The sequence below is a fragment of the Myxococcaceae bacterium JPH2 genome (assembly GCA_016458225.1).
Classification (GTDB): Bacteria; Myxococcota; Myxococcia; order Myxococcales; family Myxococcaceae; genus Citreicoccus.
This window is the reverse complement of the sequence record JAEMGR010000003.1, coordinates 386,421-403,966: the sequence shown is the minus strand read 5'-3', so window position 1 is coordinate 403,966 and position 17,546 is coordinate 386,421. Positions and strand designations below refer to the sequence as shown.

At 70.2% G+C, this 17,546-nt stretch carries 14 protein-coding genes; 8 read left to right on the top strand and 6 right to left on the bottom strand.

Going from position 1 to position 17,546, the window contains the following annotated elements; genetic code table 11:
• Positions 1–7: 7 nt before the first annotated feature.
• Both JGU66_06385 and JGU66_06380 read right to left on the bottom strand, forming a co-directional pair.
• Positions 8–2,272, bottom strand: coding sequence for a hypothetical protein (locus JGU66_06385; protein ID MBJ6760384.1), 2,265 nt, complete (start codon positions 2,270–2,272; stop codon positions 8–10).
• Positions 2,273–2,448: 176 nt separating this feature from the next.
• Positions 2,449–3,213, bottom strand: a complete 765-nt coding sequence (locus JGU66_06380) for a Type 1 glutamine amidotransferase-like domain-containing protein (GenBank protein ID MBJ6760383.1) — start codon at positions 3,211–3,213, stop codon at positions 2,449–2,451.
• Between the two features lie 115 nt (positions 3,214–3,328).
• Between JGU66_06380 and JGU66_06375 the strand changes: the two genes are divergently transcribed.
• The 5 genes from JGU66_06375 (at position 3,329) to JGU66_06355 (ending at position 7,848) form a co-directional block, all read left to right on the top strand.
• Positions 3,329–4,480, top strand: a complete 1,152-nt coding sequence (locus JGU66_06375) for a VWA domain-containing protein (protein ID MBJ6760382.1) — start codon at positions 3,329–3,331, stop codon at positions 4,478–4,480.
• Positions 4,481–4,539: 59 nt separating this feature from the next.
• The gene (locus JGU66_06370) at positions 4,540–4,914 is read left to right on the top strand and encodes a hypothetical protein (GenBank protein MBJ6760381.1); all 375 of its coding nucleotides are present in this window, start codon (positions 4,540–4,542) and stop codon (positions 4,912–4,914) included.
• Between the two features lie 110 nt (positions 4,915–5,024).
• The gene (locus JGU66_06365; protein MBJ6760380.1) at positions 5,025–5,807 is read left to right on the top strand and encodes an alpha/beta hydrolase; all 783 of its coding nucleotides are present in this window, start codon (positions 5,025–5,027) and stop codon (positions 5,805–5,807) included.
• A gap of 437 nt (positions 5,808–6,244) precedes the next feature.
• On the top strand, positions 6,245–7,075 hold the full coding sequence (locus JGU66_06360; protein MBJ6760379.1) for a tetratricopeptide repeat protein: 831 nt from the start codon (positions 6,245–6,247) through the stop codon (positions 7,073–7,075).
• A 23-nt stretch (positions 7,076–7,098) separates the two neighbouring features.
• Positions 7,099–7,848, top strand: a complete 750-nt coding sequence (locus JGU66_06355) for an SDR family NAD(P)-dependent oxidoreductase (GenBank protein ID MBJ6760378.1) — start codon at positions 7,099–7,101, stop codon at positions 7,846–7,848.
• A 16-nt stretch (positions 7,849–7,864) separates the two neighbouring features.
• On the opposite strand, the gene JGU66_06350 is transcribed toward JGU66_06355, so the two are convergent.
• From JGU66_06350 to gloA, 3 genes are all read right to left on the bottom strand, one after another.
• On the bottom strand, positions 7,865–8,788 hold the full coding sequence (locus JGU66_06350) for a hypothetical protein (protein ID MBJ6760377.1): 924 nt from the start codon (positions 8,786–8,788) through the stop codon (positions 7,865–7,867).
• Positions 8,789–8,824: 36 nt separating this feature from the next.
• Positions 8,825–10,153, bottom strand: coding sequence for a magnesium transporter (gene mgtE, locus JGU66_06345; GenBank protein ID MBJ6760376.1), 1,329 nt, complete (start codon positions 10,151–10,153; stop codon positions 8,825–8,827).
• A gap of 92 nt (positions 10,154–10,245) precedes the next feature.
• The gene (gene gloA / locus JGU66_06340; protein ID MBJ6760375.1) at positions 10,246–10,632 is read right to left on the bottom strand and encodes a lactoylglutathione lyase; all 387 of its coding nucleotides are present in this window, start codon (positions 10,630–10,632) and stop codon (positions 10,246–10,248) included.
• Positions 10,633–10,882: 250 nt separating this feature from the next.
• Here gloA and hemL point away from each other — a divergent pair, with 250 nt between their 5' ends.
• Positions 10,883–12,178 carry a glutamate-1-semialdehyde 2,1-aminomutase gene (gene hemL / locus JGU66_06335; GenBank protein ID MBJ6760374.1) on the top strand — a complete coding sequence of 432 codons (1,296 nt, stop codon included), beginning with the start codon at positions 10,883–10,885 and terminating at the stop codon, positions 12,176–12,178.
• Complete coding sequence (locus JGU66_06330; GenBank protein ID MBJ6760373.1) at positions 12,162–13,862, top strand: serine/threonine protein kinase; 1,701 nt, start codon at positions 12,162–12,164, stop codon at positions 13,860–13,862. The genes hemL and JGU66_06330 overlap by 17 nt, the downstream gene beginning before the upstream one ends.
• Positions 13,863–13,865: 3 nt before the next feature.
• Here the strand turns inward: JGU66_06330 and JGU66_06325 are convergent, their stop codons facing one another.
• On the bottom strand, positions 13,866–16,400 hold the full coding sequence (locus JGU66_06325) for a GAF domain-containing protein (GenBank protein MBJ6760372.1): 2,535 nt from the start codon (positions 16,398–16,400) through the stop codon (positions 13,866–13,868).
• Positions 16,401–16,758: 358 nt separating this feature from the next.
• Between JGU66_06325 and JGU66_06320 the strand changes: the two genes are divergently transcribed.
• Positions 16,759–17,037, top strand: coding sequence for a PqqD family protein (locus JGU66_06320; protein MBJ6760371.1), 279 nt, complete (start codon positions 16,759–16,761; stop codon positions 17,035–17,037).
• Positions 17,038–17,546: the final 509 nt, after the last annotated feature.

Below are 17,546 nucleotides of genomic sequence, written 5' to 3'. Positions count from 1 at the left end.
CGAGGGCTCAGCGCTTCTTCGCGGGCGCGTCGCCGTCCGCGTCGTCGTCGGCGTGGTCCTCGATGAAGGTGTCCTCGGTCTTGCCCGCCTCGATGGGGTCAGGCTTCAGTACCGTGGTGAGCGCCTTGTCCGGCAGCCAGGAGAAGTAGTTGCGCAGCACCATGAAGAAGTTTCGCCGCCAGCCGCGCACCAGCTCGTTGTGGAGCTGGAGCGAGGCCGTCCCTGGGACGCCGAACATGACCTGCGCGACCTCGTTGGGGATGCCGTGGTTGATGACGTCGGGGAGGTTGGGGATGATCGGATGCGGTGTGCCGCGCGCGATGGTGCCCACGGTCTGGGCGGTGTGGATCTTCTCCACGCCGGGGAGCAGGTGCCTGCCACCGTAGGGAACCGGATCCCCCTGGTTCTGCACGAACCGGGCGTTCGTGCGAGCGGCGCGCAGCACCTCCTCGGGGACGTCGTGGTTGATGGCGCCCCCGTTGAAGCCCGCCAGATAGGAGTTCACGAAGCCCTGCAGGTGGAGGAGGTGGAACAGCTCCACCGCGACGGACGCGCCCAGGCTGTGGCCGGTGCTGACGACGACGGTGTCCTCCGGATAGTTCTCGAGGAGTTCGCGCTGCCGGGGCGCCGCCGCCTGTGAGGCGGTGTAGCCGACGCCCCGGGGGTCGATATTCGCCAAGGCACCGGTCGCGACCTGTTTGGCTTTCAAGACGACGTCGCGGTTGGCTCCGTCCGAGTTCGTCCCCATCGAGTTGATGATGAGCAGGCCGGAGAAGTTGTCGTCCTTGTCGCGGCCCTCGTAGTACTGCTGCCGGACGCCCGCGTAGCGACCTCCCGTCTGGAGCACGATGTGCTTGAGGACCAGGGTCCGCGTCTTGCTCACCTTCGATTGATGCTCGAGGGGAAGGAGGAGGGAGGTCCGTGGGGTGAAGGGGAATCTGAGCCCGGCGGGGAGGTCGAGATATCCCGCCAACATCGAGATGCCCTGGAGGAACGAGATGTCCGTCTCGCAGCGAGGGAGGACTCGTGCCGCCAGCTCTCGGCAGTAGTTCTGTTTGACGCTCGCGAGGGAGCTCTTCCTCGCCTCGTCCAGCATGCGCAGGATGAGGCGGTAGTCCTGGACGCCGGCCTCGTCGACGGCGAAGAGCGGGGCCTCCGCCGCGATCCGCCGCGCCTCGAAGCACGCGGTGTTGGCCCATGTGAGCAGCCTGTCCACGTCGGGGGTCGGGCTGTTGAGTTCAGCCGCGAGAAGGCGCAGCAGCTCCGGGAGGGGGACGTCCGCGATGGGGATCCCTGGCGGGAGTGCATCGTCGAGGGCGGCAGCCTCGTCCCGGATGGCGTGGGCAATCAAGGTGGCCTGGGCCCCGTCGCCCCAGGCGCTTCGCGAATAGGAATCCAGGCCCTGGAGCACGCCGAGCGCGTGGAGCGTGGCCTGGCGGAGCGGGATGCGCCAACGGGGCGACTCGGACGTGACGTCCGATGCAGAGGGTCCCTGGTAGAGCACCTCGGGCAGGGCGCTGGCCTTTCGGCGGAGGGCCGTGAAGAGGCTGTGATTGCTCGTGTCTCGGTCCGTGTGGATCTCCCGGGCTGGCGAGAATCCGCCTGGGAGCGAGGCGCGGCGGGTGAGCGCGGTCCCGGCGCTCGCGCCACGAGAGCCGCTGAGGAGTCCCGCGGCCGTCTTTCGGACCGCGGGAGTGACGGCGGTGGGCGTGATGCCCGCGCTGCGCAAGGTGGCGCCGAGGATGGCCTGACCCGCCGCGGCTCCACCCGAGGAAGACCCGACGGCGCCGCTCGAACTGGCGGTGCTGACGGCTGTCATGCCCGGCACCGAGAGCTGGTTGCTGAGGGGGAAGTACGGGCGTCCCGCGATGAACACCGGCACGTAGCTACCCGCGAAGTAGGGGGCACCCGCGGGCGGGTAGGCGTGGTTCGGCACCGCGATGCCCGCGAAGGCGGGCAGGGGGCTGTTGTCGTTGCCGCGCCCAGCGCCCGCCGCGCTCATGTCGGTGGGGGTCGCCGCCGCTGCTGCCGCCGCGCCCGTGGGGTGACGGGCCGCCGCCGTGTTGGATGCCGCGGTCGTGGTGTTCGCCACGGGCGTGGCCACCGTCTTCCGGGCCGGGCGAGCTGTCCGTTGTCTTCTGCTCGCGGCCGCGCGCGTGGCGAGCGAAGAGGCGTTGCCACTCGAAGCGGCCGCTGAGGTGAGGGCATGCGCCGTGGTGGGGCGGACCGCGATACTGGTGACCCGAGCAGCGTTCTTTCCGAGGCGTTTCATGGTGACGCGGCTCTCTTGGCCGGACCGTCGAGGGGAACGGGCAGGGGGCCGGCCGTCAAAAGAGACGGATGAAACGTTGAGTCTTTAAAAAATAGACTCGTCAATGCAGACCCGGGGTCTGGATTGACGCTGTCCCATGTTTGACATTGTGCCCGTTGTGTCACGGGCCACGTGAGTCATTGCAGCAGCTTGGGGGCCTCGGCGGGTGCGGGCCGCTCTCCCTGGTAGGAATTGACGGGAGGCAACAGCAGGGACTCATGGAGTCGGCCCTCGGGGTCGAGTCCCAGGTCGATGACCGGATGGCGGATGGGCTCGATGCTCCCATCCGCGTGGACCAGGAGTCCTCCACCCAGGGGGATGCCCAGGGCGCGGTGCGGGTAGCCAGCCTGCTGGAGCGCGCGCCGCAAGCCCGGCCACTCCGGCGCCTCATGGACGCCCACCAGGAAGGGCGCCAGTCCCAGCGTGGGGAGCGGCTCGTCTTCCATGGGGAGGGGCTCGCCCCAGAGGCCCTGACCCAACTGCATGGCCCCCGCGGAGACGCCCATCAGCACCGCGCCGGCGCGATGACGCTCCTGCAGCAGCGCGTCCACGCCGTGGGCGCGAAACGCCTCCCAGCCCACGCGCGGGTCGCCCCCCGCGAGCAGGACGATGTCCGCGTGGGCCAGCCACTCCAGGTCTTGCGGCGTGGGGCTCGCGGGGATGGCGCGGCAGTGGGTGATGCCGATGCCTTCCATGGCCGCGGTGAAGACCTCGTAGAAGGCGGGCACGTCCCCATTGGAGGCGCCGAGGTACGCGGCGCGGACGGGCGGGACGCGCAGCTCGGCGCCGGTGAGCACGCGCAGGCAGTCGAGGAAGGGACGGCCCTCCACGCGCCAGAAGAGCAGGGCGCTGTCCGCGAAGAGGAAGAGGGGAGGGGGCGTCGGCGCGGCGAGGGAGGACATGGACGGGCCGTCATCCTGGCACGGATAAACCTTTTGCCGACCCGGTTCGTATCAGGGGAATCCGGCGGCGCATCACCCTTCCGCGCCGCTCGCGCACTCGCGCGGGAGAATCCCCATGTTCAAGCCCTTCGTCCTTGGCCTCGGCCTGTTCGCTCTTCCTCACGTCGCGCTCGCGGGGACGCCTGTGAAGCCCCCGCCCGCCGTGGTGGACCAGGCGACGTCCGCGCCCCGCGTGCAGATCGCCCTGCTGCTGGACACGAGCGGGAGCATGGACGGACTCATCGACCAGGCGCGCCGGCAGATGTGGACCGTGGTGAACACCTTCCAGAAGGCGCGGCGCGGAGAGCAGCTCGCCCGGCTGGAGATCGCCCTCTATGAGTACGGCAAGAGCGACCTGGCCGCCGAGGCGGGCTACATGCGTCAAATCCTGCCCTTCACCACGGACCTGGACAGCGTCTCCGAGAAGCTCTTCGCGCTGCGCACCAACGGCGGAGACGAGTACTGCGGGATGGTCATCCAGAAGGCCACCACGCAGCTCGCGTGGAGCAAGTCCCACGACGACCTGAAGCTCATCTACATCGCGGGCAACGAGCCGTTCAATCAAGGGCCGGTCGCGTTCGCCACCGCCATCGCCAACGCGAAGGAGCACGGCATCATCGTGAACACCGTGCACTGCGGTGGCTCGGAGGTGGGCGCGCGTGACGGGTGGACGGCCGCCGCGGCCCTCGCGCAAGGACAGGCGCTCAACATCGACCAGAACCGCGCCGTGGCGCAGGTCACCACGCCCCAGGACGCGGAGCTGGCGCGGCTGAGCGGCGAGCTGAACCAGACGTACCTGGGCTACGGCTCCGGAGGCAGCGCGGGCAAGGCGCGTCAGGTGGCGCAGGACACCAACGCGGCGCCCAGCCCCAGCGTCGCCGCCACGCGCGCCGTGTCCAAGGCCAGCCGCCTGTATGACAATTCGAGCTGGGACCTGGTGGATGGCGCCAAGTCGGGCGCGGTGAAGCTCGACACGCTCAAGGAGGAGGAGCTGCCCGCGGAGCTTCAGGGCAAGTCGGTGGAGGAGCGCAAGGCCGTGGTGGCCACGAAGGCGAAGGAGCGCGAGGCCATTCAGGACCGCATCGTGAAACTGAAGGGCGAGCGCGAGAAGTACCTCGCCGAGCAGAAGGCGGTGCGCCCCGCGAGCGCGGGAGCGGATACGCTCGACACCGCCATCATCCAGTCCGTGCGCAAGCAGGCCGCCGGGCAGAAGCTTTCCTTGGAGTAACCGGGGAGTAACCGGGGAGTAACCGGGGAGTACCCCGGGAGCCGCCCGCACGGAGTCGCATGAAGCTGGAGCGCCATGTCGGAGGGTTGTCGCTCGCGCGCAAGGTCCACTACCTGCGCGCGCGCGGCTGGCGCGAGGAAGAGGGGGGCTGGGCCCACGCGCGCTTCCGGCCCGCGCCGCTTGCTCGGGCGGTGCATCACCAGCTCACGGATGACCTCAGCCAGGCGCTGGTCACCCAAGGGTGGCAGGTGGTGGGCTACTCCGAGCGCGGCTACGTGCAGCTGCGCGACGGCGAGCGCGGGCGGCCGTGCTCCTTGCCCAAGGCCCTGCGCACCCAGGCGCGACGCGAGCGCCGCGCTGTCGCCGAGTTGACGTATGCGCTGTTCCTCGCGGCGCTCCTCGGCTCGGAGTCAGACGGAACACCGGGCCTCTGACGGGGTGCGACACGGCGGGCGCGAGGTGTGGGCTCGCGAAGTAGGGCAGACTGCACGGCAAGGCCCAGCGCCCACGGGCGCGGAAGTCGGGGGGGCCAGGAGCCGAGCCCATGAAACACAAAGCGCCGTCGACGGTGACCGTCCAGGGACCCGCGGGACGCCTGGTGGCGACCGTGGAGGGTGAGGGCGGCATCCCCGTCCTCTTCGTGCATGACCTCGCCGCGGACCGCACGCACTGGGCCGAGGCGCAGCACGGGATGGAGACGCGCACCGCCGCGCTCGACCTGCGCGGCCTGGGCGAGAGCGCGGGAGGCCACGGCCCCTTCGGCATCGAGGCTGCGGTCGAGGACATCGCCGCCTTCGCGGACGCGCAGCTCCCCATGAAGTTCGTCCTCGTGGGGCACGGCTTCGGGGGCGCGGTGGCCGGTGCCTTCGCGGCCTACTACCCCGAGCGGCTCGCGGGCCTGCTCTACGTCGACGCGGTGGGAGACTTCCGCGCCACGCCCGCCGACGAGGTCGCGGCCTTCCTCGGTCACTTCACCGTCGAGCACTTCAGCGCGTTCCGTGAGCAGTGGCTGCTGCCCTTGTTGGTGAACGCGAAGGACTCCACGCGCACGCGCGTGTTGGGCGCCATGCGCACGTCACGCCGCGAAGCCATCGCGGGCAACCTCGAGTCCCTCTTCCACCATGACCCGGGCGAGGCCTTCGCGAGCTTCACGGGGCCCACCCACGCGCTGGCCGCCACGTCCACGCCCGACACCCTCGTGGCCCAGCGCCCCGAGCTGGTGCGCTCGCTGGCGCCGCACGCGAGCCATTGGCTCATGTTGGATGCCCCCAAGTGGTTCCATGACGAACTCACGCGCTTCCTGGGAGAGTGCCGCCACGCGCTGTGAGTCCCTGATTCGGGACACTTCGCGAGCCTGTAGCGCCCTGTGGGTGAAGCAGGCAGGCAGCCACATGGTTCCGTGACGGCGCCACTGAATCCGGCTAGAACCGCCGACGTGAGACGGGCTGGTTTCGGAGCGCTCGCGGTCGTGTGTGTGAGCGGACTCTTGGGATGCAATGACCTGGAGGTCTGCGGCTCCACGCCGATAGACATCGACCGTTCCGACGGAGGTGTCTACCGCTGCGTCACTTCCGAGGACTGTCCCCGCACCTCGCGCGTCTCGCTGTGCGTGTCGGACGTGTCTCCGCAGCGCGAGTGTGTGCGCTGCGAGGAGACGCGCTGCGTACGAATCGTCCCGGAGGCTTGCGAGTGAGGCGACTGGTCCCCCTGCTGAGTGTCTGGCTCCTGGCCGCCACGGGTTGCCGGGAGAAGCCGGTGGACCACATGCAGCGCGCCCACGACGCCGTCTTCGAGAAGCGACCGGACGAGGCCCTGGTGGAGTACCGCAAGGCCTTCGACATGCTCCGCCGCGACGACTCGCCGGAGGCCCTGGTGCTGCGCGCCCGCGCGCTCAAGGGCGCCGCCGACGTGTACTGGCTGGAGCAGCGCAAGGTGAAGGAGGCGGTGGGCGTCTACAAGGAGCTGGTGCAGCAGTGCCCGGAGTCTCCCGAGGCGCTCGAGGCCCGCATCATCCTGGCCGAGCTCTTGCGCGCGCACTACCGCGACCTGCGCGGTGCCATTGATCAACTCACCGCCGCGCTCCAGCGCAACCCACCCCAGGGCGCGGAGCTGCAGTACCAGGTGGCCAAGCTCTACTTCGAGCTGCAGGACTATCCGCAGTGCGAGCTGGAGGCGCGCAAGCTGACGGAGCGCTTCGCCGCGAGCGCCTTCGTGGACGACGCGCTCTTCCTGGAGGCGCAGGCGCTGTCCATGGTGGAGGGCAAGCGCCAGGAGGCGTCGCGCACGTTCGCGGACCTGCGCAGCCGCTTCCCGGACTCCGAGCTGGCGCCCTATGCCCTGTATGAGATGGGCAAGCTGCGCGCGGACTCCAACGAGTACGAGAAGGCCATCGAGCTGTGGGTGGAGACGCTGAAGACGCATCCCGACCCGGCCATGGTGCAGGACTCCATCGCCCGGGCGCGGCGGCGGCTCGCCAACACCACGCCGGACGGTCTGGGGAAGGAAGCCGCCTTTGATCGCTCCAAGGTCGCGCGCACCTCGCTGGAGGCCATGGGTGGCTCCGCTGAGGAAGCGTCTCGCGAGCACGGCGATTAGATCAGCACGATGAGGAGTGACACATGATTGTCTTGGTAACGGGTGCCACCGCGGGCTTTGGTCTGGCCATTGTCCGGCGCTTCGTGAAGGACGGGGCTCGCGTCATCGCCACGGGCCGCCGCACGGACCGCCTGGAAGCACTGCGCGCGGAGCTGGGCCCGCAGGTGCTGCCCGTGACGATGGACGTGCGCGACCGCGAGGCGGTGGAGCGCGCCGTGCAATCGCTGCCGGCGGACTTCGCCGAGGTGGATGTCCTGGTGAACAACGCCGGGCTCGCGCTGGGATTGGAGCCCGCGCAGGCCGCGCGTCCGGAGAACTGGGACGTGATGGTGGACACCAACGTGAAGGGGCTCCTGTACTGCACGCACGCGGTCCTGGGCGGCATGGTGGCGCGCAACCGGGGCCACATCGTCAACATGGGCTCCATCGCCTCCGAGTTCCCCTATCCGGGCGGCAATGTGTACGGCGGCACCAAGGCCTTCGTGCGCCAGTTCAGCCTCAACCTGCGCGCGGACCTGCATGGCACCGCGGTGCGCGTCACCGACATCGAGCCGGGGCTGGTGGGCGGCACCGAGTTCTCCCAGGTGCGCTTCGAGGGCGACGCCGCGCGCGCCGCCGCGCCCTACGCCAACACGCAGCCGCTGACGCCCGAGGACATCGCGGACGCGGTGCACTGGGTGGCCACGCGCCCCGCGCACGTCAACGTCAACGTGCTGTCGGTGATGCCGGTGGTGCAGTCGTTCGGGCCGCTGCCGATCAAGCGCGGCCCCTGATGCGCTTCCCCGTGCCTCACGCGGGCACGGGCAGCACGGCCTCCAGGAGCGGCGCGGCCACCGTCGGGTCATCCGCGTCCGCCACCAGCAGCAGGTGGATGCGGCCCCCCTCGATGCGCGCGTCCACGCCCTCCAGCTTCACGGGCACGTCCACGCCGTCCAGGAACAGCGGCGTCCCATCCGGCGCGAGCAGGCCCACCGCGGAGCCCGTCACCTTTCCATCCGCCACCGCGTCGCGCGAGTCCTCGGCCGCGGCGGTGAACACCATGCGCCCATCCGGCAGCGGCGAGGCGTCCGTGAAGGACAGCCGCACGCCCCCCGCGTGGCCCAGCTCCCAGCGGCGCGTGGTGCGCACCACCTCGGGGCCCAGCGCGCCCGTCTCCACCGCGCGGTGGAGCCGCTCCGCGTCCAGGTCCACCAGCGCGTCCACGCCGCCTTCGCCATTGCCCCGGTTCAACAGCCGCAGTCGGGGCCCCGCGAGCGCCGCGCCCTCGATGTTGAGCACGCCGAACTCTCGCTCCAACTGCGCGTAGAGCGCGGTGCAGTCCACCGTCCTGGGCTCACCCGCGAGCGAGCCATCCGCCGCCAGGGGTATCACCGCCCCGCGCCGCCGCCGAGGCGTGGAGCCCGAGGGCAGCGCGAGCAGCGCCCCATGCGGCGCGAAGGCGAGCGGCCCCAGCGCGCACAGCGCCTCCAGGTCCGGCTTGGCCGCCTTGCGAGGGCCGGGCGCCTCCGGCAGCTCGCCCGGGAACAGCCGCTCGAGCTGGCCCGGCGCGTCCCCGTGCAGCGGGAAGACCGCGAGGCACAGCGAGTCATCCGCCACCACGTGCAGCCAGTTCCCCACGCGCACCAGCCCGCTGGCCGCGGAGACGTGCGCGGCGCGGCCAGGGGATTCGGAGGAGGCCAGGGTGAGGGTGCGCCGCCGGGTGGTGCGAATCATGATTGCCTTTCGCGCCCGAGGCGGATGGGCGCGCCGCTACAACAAGGTGCCGCGGAGGATGAGGCTCGCGACGGTGAAGTAGATGATGAGGCCGGTGACGTCCACCAGCGTGGCCACGAAGGGCGCGGACGCGCTCGCGGGGTCGAAGCCCACGCGGCGCAGGATGAACGGCAGCATGGAGCCGGACAGCGTGCCGAACATCACCACGCCCACCAGCGAGGCGCCCACGGTGAGCGCCACGAGCAGCGCGTGCTGGCCGTAGCTGTTGAACAGCGTCTGCCACACCATGACGCGCGTGAGGCCGACGAGGCCCAGGATGGTGCCCAGCGCCAGGCCCGTGCCCAGCTCGCGCCGCGCCACGCGCCACCAGTCCTTCAAGCGCATCTCCGACAGCGCCAGCGAGCGGATGATGAGCGTGGTGGCCTGGCTGCCCGAGTTGCCGCCCGAGCTGATGATGAGCGGAATGAACAAGCTCAGCACCACGGCGCGGGCAATCTCGTGCTCGAAGTAGCCCATCGCCGTGGCGGTGAGCATCTCGCCGAGGAAGAGCACCATCAGCCAGCCGGCGCGCTTGCGCAGCATGGCGAAGAAGCCCACCTCGAAGTAGGGCGCGTCGAGCGCCTCCATGCCTCCGACCTTCTGGATGTCCTCGGTGGCCTCTTCCTGGACCACGTCGACGATGTCATCCACCGTGACGATGCCCTTCATCCGGTTGTGCTCGTCCACCACCGGGAGCGCCATCAAGCCGTGCTCGGTGATGAGCCGGCTCACCGCTTCCTGGTCGGTGTTCTCCGCCACCACGCGCACGTCGCGCTGCATGACGTCCGCCACCTTCTTGTCCGGGGCGGCCTGGAAGAGCTGGCGCAAGGACAACACGCCCACCACGTGCTGCTCGGCGTCGAGCGCGTAGGCGTAATAGACCGTCTCCACCTTCTCGCGCGCCTGCTTGCGCAGATAGCCGATGGCCTCGTCGATGGACATCTCCGGACGGACCCGGGCGAAGCGCGGGTTCATCAAGCCACCGGCGTCATCCTCGGCGTAGGCCAGGAGGACGTTCACCTCGCGGCGGCTCATGTCGTCGAGCTGCGAGAGGATGGCCTCCGCCTGCTCGGGCTCCACGGCCTGCACCAGGTCCGCCAGGTCGTCCGGCGGCAGCAAGCGCACCCAGGTGCGGCGCTCGCCCGGCGGCAGGCTGAGGATGAGGTCCGCCTGGTCCCGGGCAGACAGGTCGAGGAAGAAGTCGTCCGCCACCGCGGGGGGCAGCAGTCGGAAGCCCTCGATGCGCTCGTCGGGAGACAGCACCGGCCAGGCCTCGTGGAGCTCTTCGATGGACAACGCGTTCTGGCTCTGGGGGCTCTCCACCATGACGCCGGCCTCTCTACACCCGCTCGGGCAGCGCGGCGAGCGGAAGGCGGGTGACTTCGTGACGATTCCCGCCCGCCTGCCCGCCTTGGGTCTCAGGCGCCTTGCTGGATGAGTTCCACCCGGTAGCCGTCCGGGTCCTCCACGAAGGCGATGACGGTGGTGCCATGTTTCATGGGCCCCGGCTCGCGCACCACCTTGCCCCCCGCGTCTCGGATGGCTTTGACCGTGGCATGGATGTCACTGACGCCCAGGGCCACATGGCCATACGCGGTGCCCAGCTCGTAGCGGGAGGTGCCCCAGTTGTAGGTCAGCTCCAGCGCGGGGTGGGTGGACTCGGGGCCGAAGCCCACGAACGCCAGGGTGAACTTGCCGTCGGGGAACTCCTCGCGGCGCAGGAGCTTCATCCCGATGACACGGGTATAGAAATCCAGCGACTTCTCGAGGTCGCCGACGCGGAGCATGGTGTGCAGGATTCGCATGCGCCGGTATTACCCATGCCCGGCCCTCCAGGCGACTGAAACAGCGCTGGCGCGGCGGCGGACTCCCGGGCGAGCGGACACTGGCCGGGCCCGGCGCTCGCGTCTGTCCTAAACCGTGTAAAGCTTGCGTGACTCGGCGCTCCGTTGGCCCTGGTCCATCACCTGGGCCTGCGCCGGTGAGAAGCAGCGGGCATGCTGGCGGAAGGAGCGGACGCGAGGTGGAGGCCGCTCGCGTGTTATGGAACGCGCCATGAACCACGCTCAGAGCCAGGCCTTGTTCACCCGCGCGCAGGTGCGCATTCCGGGTGGCGTGAACTCACCGGTGCGCGCCTTCCGTGGCGTGGGAGGTGACCCCGTCTTCTTCCGGGAGGGCGCGGGCGCGTGGCTCACGGACGTGGACGGCAACCGCTACGTCGACCTGGTGGGGAGCTGGGGGCCGCTCATCCTCGGCCATGCCTACCCGCCCATCGTGGAGGCCCTCATCGCGGCGGCCAAGCGGGGCACCTCGTATGGCGCACCCCACCCGGACGAGGTGGAGTTCGCCGAGCTGCTCTGCGCCACCATGCCCGCGGTGGAGAAGGTGCGGCTGGTCTCCAGCGGCACCGAGGCCACCGTGGCGGCCATCCGCGTGGCGCGCGGCTTCACGGGCCGGGACTACATCCTCAAGTTCGAGGGCTGCTTCCACGGCGCGGGTGACCCGTTCCTGGTGAAGGCGGGCAGCGGCGTGGAGACGCTGGGCCTGCCGGACTCGCCGGGCGTGCCCTCGGCGCTGGCGAAGCTGACGCTCACCGCGCCGTTCAACGACCTGGACGCGGTGGAGCGCCTCTTCGCGGAGAAGGGGAGTGAGATTGCCTGCGCCATCATCGAGCCGGTGGTGGGCAACATGGGCGTGCTGATTCCCAAGCCGGGCTACCTCCAGGGGCTCCAGGCGCTCTGCCGCAAGCACGGCGTGCTGCTGGTGCTGGATGAGGTGATGACGGGCTTCCGGCTGGCGCGCGGCGGCGCGCAGGAGCTGTATGGCCTGTCGCCGGACCTGACCACGATGGCCAAGGTGGTGGGCGGCGGCATGCCGCTGGGCGCGTACGGCGGCCGGCGCGACATCATGTCGAAGGTGGCGCCCGAGGGGCCGGTGTACCAGTCCGGCACGCTGTCCGGGAACCCGGTGGCGGTGGCCGCGGGCATGGCGTGCGTGAAGGCGCTGGCGGCGCCGGGCATCTACGCGCGGCTGGAGCAGGTGAGCCGGGCGCTGGAGGAGGGCTTCGTGGCCGAGGCGAAGGCGGCGGGCGTGCCCGTCACCGTGAACCGCGTGGGCAGCATGCTGACCGTCTTCTTCACGGGCGAGCCGGTGTTCGACTACGCGTCCGCGAAGAAGGCAGACACGGCCCGCTTCGGGCGCTTCTTCCACGCGATGCTCAACGAGGGAGTGTACCTGCCGCCCAGCCAGTTCGAGGCGGCGTTCGTGTCACTGGCCATCGGCGAGCCGGAGGTGGCGCACGTCCTCGCCGCGGCCCGCAAGGCGTTCCGCGCGCTTGGCGAGGCCCGTTGAGCCAGAGCCCCTGACGGGGCCCGTCCGCTTCGGCCCCTACACCCTCGTGCGCCGCATTGGCGCCGGGGGGATGGGGGAGGTCTTCCTCGCGCGCGAGGAGGCGTTGGGCCGGGCCGTCGTGGTGAAGAAGGTCCTGCCGGGCTTGGTGGCGAACCGGCAGTTCGTGGGGCGCTTCCGCGACGAAGCGCGCGTGGTGGTGCGGCTGGCGCATCCCAACATCGCCCGGGTGTACGCCATGGGCGAGGCCGAGGGGCAGCTCTACCTCGCCATGGAGTACGTGCAGGGCAAGACGCTCAGCCGGCTGGCGTATCGCCTGCGTCAGCGCGGGCGGATGATGCCGCTGGGCGCGCTGCTGCACCTGGGCCAGCGATTGTGCGAGGGATTGGCGTATGCGCACGACGCGCTGGATGAGACAGGCCATCCGTTGCACCTGGTGCACCGGGACCTGTCTCCCGCCAATGTCTGTCTGAGTTATGCGGGCGAGGTGAAGATCATCGACTTCGGCGCGGCGCAGTCCACGCTGAAGGAGCAGCAGACCTCTCCGCGCGTGGTGATTGGCAATCTCACGTACATGGCGCCCGAGCAGGCGCGAAAGCGCTTCGTGGACCGTCGCGCGGATGTCTATGCCGCGGGCGCGCTGCTCTGGGAGCTGTTCGCGTGGAAGCCGCTGCCGCAGCGCGGAGACCCCGCGGAGCGCTGGCGCCGCGCGGCCTATCCGCAGTGGGAATCGGCGGGGCGCTATCGGCCGGGGCTGCCGCGCAGCGTGGACGTGTTCCTGCTGCGCGCGCTGGCCGCCGAGCCCTCCGAGCGCTTTCCCGACGCGGCGGCCATGGGCGCGGCGCTGGGCGAGCTGAAGGCGAAGCTCGCCCCGGGCATCGGGGACGCGGACCTGGCTCGGCTGATGGGTGACGCGTTCCCGCGTGAGAAGCAATTGGAGACGAAGGTGCTCGCGGAGTTGTTGCGCGAGGACTCGACGCAATCGCGCACGCAGCAGGAGTTCCCCGCCGTGCACGCGCCGCCCACGGCGCTCGCGTTCGAGCACTCGGGCCTGGAGGCTCCCGAGGAGTTCCTGGCCCCCGCGGACGAGTCCGCCCGGTCCGCCGCGAAGGCCCGCCTCGCCTCGGACGATGACGCGGAGGTGACGCAGACCGCGGTGGCGCCACGTCTGCCCGGAACGAGCGGCGCTGGCCGCGATGCTTCGGCCATGCGCGGCGGTGGAGTCGACGCGCAGGGTGCTCCGGCCAGGAGCGGAGCCTCGGGCGATGCGCACGGTCATCCGCCGATGCGCGGACCCGGCAGCGACGCACCCATTGCTTCCGGGGCCCATGGGGCCGGAGGCGACACGCACGGTTCCGTGGGCGATGCGACCGAGGCCCTGGCGGCCTCACAGATTCTCGGGGCCATCGCGCGCACCGCGAGCGCTTCTATGCGGCCTCGTGTCACGCCGGGCCCGCGAGAGACCCAGGTGGGCTTCGGCGTGGACATCTCCCAGACGTTGGAGTCGTCCGCGGTGGAGGTGGCTCAACGCCTCGCGCTCGTCCGCGCCATCTCGGGCGAGGATGCGCCCACTCCCGCCGAGCCATTCCGCGCGCGGCCTGTCTGGCATTGGGTCGCGCTGTTCGCCGCCGCCTGCGCGCTGGGCTTCGGCGGGGTGTGGCTGCTCGGCTGGCTCTTCCGCGCGTAAGGCTTATCCGGGCGCGGGCGCGTCCACCGGCAGGAAGAGCCTGAAGGTCGTGCCGTCGGCGCCAGTCGACACGAGCGAGAGCTGCCCCAGGTGTGACTCGACGATGCGTTTGACCACCGCGAGGCCCAGGCCCGTGCCCTGCGCCTTGGTGGTGAAGAAGGGCTCGAAGATGCGCGGGCGCACATCCACGGGGATGCCGCCGCCCGTGTCGGTGAAGTCCACCTGCACGCCGTCTCGGTCCAGGAACGCGCGGCTCGCGGACACGCTCAGCGTCCCGCCGTGGGGCATGGCCTGCACGGCATTGAGGGCCAGGTTGAGGAACGCCTGACGCATCAGCCGCTCATCCACCGTCACGGGCGGAACGTCGGTCGCCACGTTCCACTCCACGCGCACCGCGAGGTCGCGAGGCGCGCCCTGGTCCGAGAGCGCACCGCGCACCGACTCCTCCAGCAGCTGCGACACCGACACGGGATACGGATGGGGCGAGGGGGGCCGCGCGAAGGTGAGCAGGTCCGCGACGATGCGATTGAGGCGGTCCGCCTCTTCTCCCACGATGTCCACCAGCGGCGAGGCGGGGCTCTCCGGTCCGACGATGCGCCGGATGGTCGCCACCGAGTTGAAGATGGCGCCCAGGGGATTGCGAACTTCATGGGCCACGACCGCGGACAGCTCGCCCAGCGCGGCCAGTCGCTCGCGGTGCACGAGCTGCGCTTGCGCCCGCGCCAGCTCCGCGTAGCTCTTCTTCAAGTCCTCCACCAGTCGCGCGCCCTCGAGCGCGAGCGACAACTGGCTGGCGATGGCTCCGGCCCGCTCGACCTCCGCGGCGGTGAAGCGCCGCGTCCGCCGCGTCTCCACCACCATGGCCACGCCCACCATGCGCTCGTGCACGGCCAGCGGCAGCACGAGGAAAGCCAACCCCTCGGAGATGCGCAGCAGCTCCTCGTGTCCGCGCCGGTCCTCCCGCGCATCCTCCACGCGCAGCGGCTGCCGCGTGCGGAACACCTCCGCGGTGAAGGAGTGCGGCGGCGGCTCCACGGGGATGGACTGGCCCACCATGGCCGGATGTCCGCCCGTCGCCGCGCGGACGATGAGCCGCTCGCCGCTGGCGTCCGGCAGCATCACGTAGGCGTCTGGCGTGTCCACGATGCGCGCCAGGCTGGTGACGCCCGTGGACAGCAATGCGGCGGGCTCCAGCGTGGCGGCCAGGGCCTTGCCCACCTCGTGCATGAGCGCCAGGTCCTCCGCGCGCCCGCGCACCTCTTCCAGCAGCCGGTGTGACTCCAGCGCCGCCGCGAAGTGACTGCCCATGGCCTGGAGCGTCTCCAGCTCCAGCGCGGTGAGCCGCCGACGAACGCGGAAGAGCACGCCCAAGGTGCCCACCACTCGCGAGCGCACGCGCACGGGCACCGCCGCCAACGTCTGGAAGCCTTGCTGAATCAACGCCTCGCGCGTGGGCGGAGGGCAGTCCTCCGTGTCCACCACCCGCGCCTCACCGGAGAGGAACACCACGCCGTTCACCGTGCCCGCCACCGGCGTGCGCGGATGCCGAGCCACCACCTCCCGCGCGAAGCCATACGCGTGGATGAGTTCCAGATACTCGGGGGCCTCCAGCCGCCCTTCTTCCGGCATGAGCAGCGTCACCGCGTCGCAGCCCAAAAGGCCGGCGATCTCCGCCGTGCCGGGCCCGAAGAACGCGCGCGGATGGGGCGCGGACGCCGCCGCCGAGGCCAGCCGGTTGAGCGCCGCCAAGGCCGTATTGCGCGCGCTGAGACGCGTGATGGTGAGCGCCGCATCGAGCGCGGCGGAGACCTGCGTGGCGAAGCGCCGCACCGGCGCGCGGTCCTCCTCACGCAGCCCCATCGCCGCCACGGCCAGCAGCGCCCGGGGGGCACCCTCCAGATCCACGCGCGCTATCACGCCGGGGAGCGGCGCCGCGCGGAGCGCCTCCGCATCCGCGCCGAGGAACCGCGCTGCCTCCCGCGTGGCGTCCTCCACGTAGGCGCAGCCCTCGCTCCACGCCTGCTCGAGCCCAGGAGTCCACGTGCCCCGCCGGGCGGACAGCGGCTCGGGACTCCCCGGCGCGAAGCCGCGCTCCAGCAGCGGGCCCTCCTGTCCCGGGACGACCCACGCGAACGCCAGGGACATGGCCTCCAGTCCCTCGAACATGCGCCCCAGCACCTGGGCCTCGTCTCGTCGCGTGGGCAGCTCCGCGCCCAGCTCCGCCAACTGCTCCAGCAGCTCGCGCCGGCGGGCACGCGCGGTGATGTCGCGCACGTGCACGAGCCACGCGTCGCCGTGCTCCACGGCGGACAGCTCCACCCGCACCTCGCCGCGAGGGGTGCGCAGCCACGCTTCCAGGGGCCTTTTCGTCGCTCCGGACCCGTGCCACTTCCGGACGTCCGACGCGTCGGGTCTGCTCAAGAACGAGAGTGCTGGACACCCCACCACTTCGCCCTGGTCTCGACCCAAGAGGTCGAGCAATGACGCATTGACGTAGACGACCTGGCAGTCCCTCAGGACCGCCACGCCCAGGGGCATGGCGTCGAAGAGTCGGTAGGCCTCCGCGTCCTCGGTTCTCACTCGGGCGGAGGGGCTCTGGGCGTCGGAACGGGTCACGGAACGCACCATCGCATCACCTGCCGCGCGGTGCGAACGAAGTCCGCCTGGATCCGCCCACCACCGCACATCCGCTCGCGCACCGCGCCACGACCAGACACGTTTTGTCGCATGGCTCTGTCTTGAAACTCATTGCGTACAGCGATTTTGAAAAGTGTTCAGCGTGTTGACACTTGTGATGGAATGGTTTTAAAAATGAAATCACATCAAGGCGCGGTTTATCGGGTCTCAGCGGTAATTGGGCACATCGAGACAGCCGCCCACATGAGGGGGATTTCGTTTGAACCTGCCTCCCGCGGCGCCCGGCGTCATCGTGCAGCAACAAGATGATGCCTATTTCTTGATGGATACCGAAGGTGGCGAGGTCTTCCGCGTCAACGAGACGGCGGCCCGCATCTTCGGGCTGTGCCAGAGCGGCGTCTCACTGGATGCCGCGGTGCAAACGCTTGCGAGCAGCCTGAACGCCGCGGGCCAGGAGGCGGACATCCGCGCGGACGTGCGGAGGACCGTCGAGCAGTTCCAGGAGCTGGGGCTGTGCGAGCCCCATCCCGCCCCCTGAGGACCTGACCGGGGCGGAGACTTTTCCATCGTGGGGCCCCGCGTCGTGCGCGGGGGACGGCAGCGCCGTGCCCAGAGGGGCCCCGACAACTGTGTGTCTTTGATTGCGTGTGAAGACACACATGGCCGCCTGTTGCCTGAGACATGGGGTCTCGACGTGACAGGCATTCACCCTCAACCAGGAGAATCAACATGTACGTCAAGTCCGAGATCGCCCGCGTGTCCGCCGCCGCTGACAAGTGCACCTGCAGCAACGGCATGAACGCGACCGTGAAGATCGACGTCATCAACGTGGCTCAGTAGTCCCACCCGCAACTCCACACAGGAGACTCACCATGTACGTCAAGTCCGAGATCGCCCGCGTTTCCGCCGCCGCCGACAAGTGCACCTGCTCCAGCGGCATGGTCATCCTCTCCACCGACCAGGTGGCGCAGTAGTCCGCGCCGCTCTCAAGGAAAACACCATGTACATCCAGTCCGAGATCGTTCGCGTCTCCGCCGCCGCCGACAA

What these genes read in the sequence shown, in the direction of transcription:
- JGU66_06385 (MBJ6760384.1), bottom strand. Translation starts at nt 2,272, where the DNA reads ATGAAACGCCTCGGAAAGAACGCTGCTCGGGTCACCAGTATCGCGGTC.
- JGU66_06380 (MBJ6760383.1), bottom strand. Translation starts at nt 3,213, where the DNA reads ATGTCCTCCCTCGCCGCGCCGACGCCCCCTCCCCTCTTCCTCTTCGCG.
- JGU66_06375 (MBJ6760382.1), top strand. Translation starts at nt 3,329, where the DNA reads ATGTTCAAGCCCTTCGTCCTTGGCCTCGGCCTGTTCGCTCTTCCTCAC.
- JGU66_06370 (MBJ6760381.1), top strand. Translation starts at nt 4,540, where the DNA reads ATGAAGCTGGAGCGCCATGTCGGAGGGTTGTCGCTCGCGCGCAAGGTC.
- JGU66_06365 (MBJ6760380.1), top strand. Translation starts at nt 5,025, where the DNA reads ATGAAACACAAAGCGCCGTCGACGGTGACCGTCCAGGGACCCGCGGGA.
- JGU66_06360 (MBJ6760379.1), top strand. Translation starts at nt 6,245, where the DNA reads ATGCAGCGCGCCCACGACGCCGTCTTCGAGAAGCGACCGGACGAGGCC.
- JGU66_06355 (MBJ6760378.1), top strand. Translation starts at nt 7,099, where the DNA reads ATGATTGTCTTGGTAACGGGTGCCACCGCGGGCTTTGGTCTGGCCATT.
- JGU66_06350 (MBJ6760377.1), bottom strand. Translation starts at nt 8,788, where the DNA reads ATGATTCGCACCACCCGGCGGCGCACCCTCACCCTGGCCTCCTCCGAA.
- mgtE (MBJ6760376.1), bottom strand. Translation starts at nt 10,153, where the DNA reads ATGGTGGAGAGCCCCCAGAGCCAGAACGCGTTGTCCATCGAAGAGCTC.
- gloA (MBJ6760375.1), bottom strand. Translation starts at nt 10,632, where the DNA reads ATGCGAATCCTGCACACCATGCTCCGCGTCGGCGACCTCGAGAAGTCG.
- hemL (MBJ6760374.1), top strand. Translation starts at nt 10,883, where the DNA reads ATGAACCACGCTCAGAGCCAGGCCTTGTTCACCCGCGCGCAGGTGCGC.
- JGU66_06325 (MBJ6760372.1), bottom strand. Translation starts at nt 16,400, where the DNA reads ATGCCCCTGGGCGTGGCGGTCCTGAGGGACTGCCAGGTCGTCTACGTC.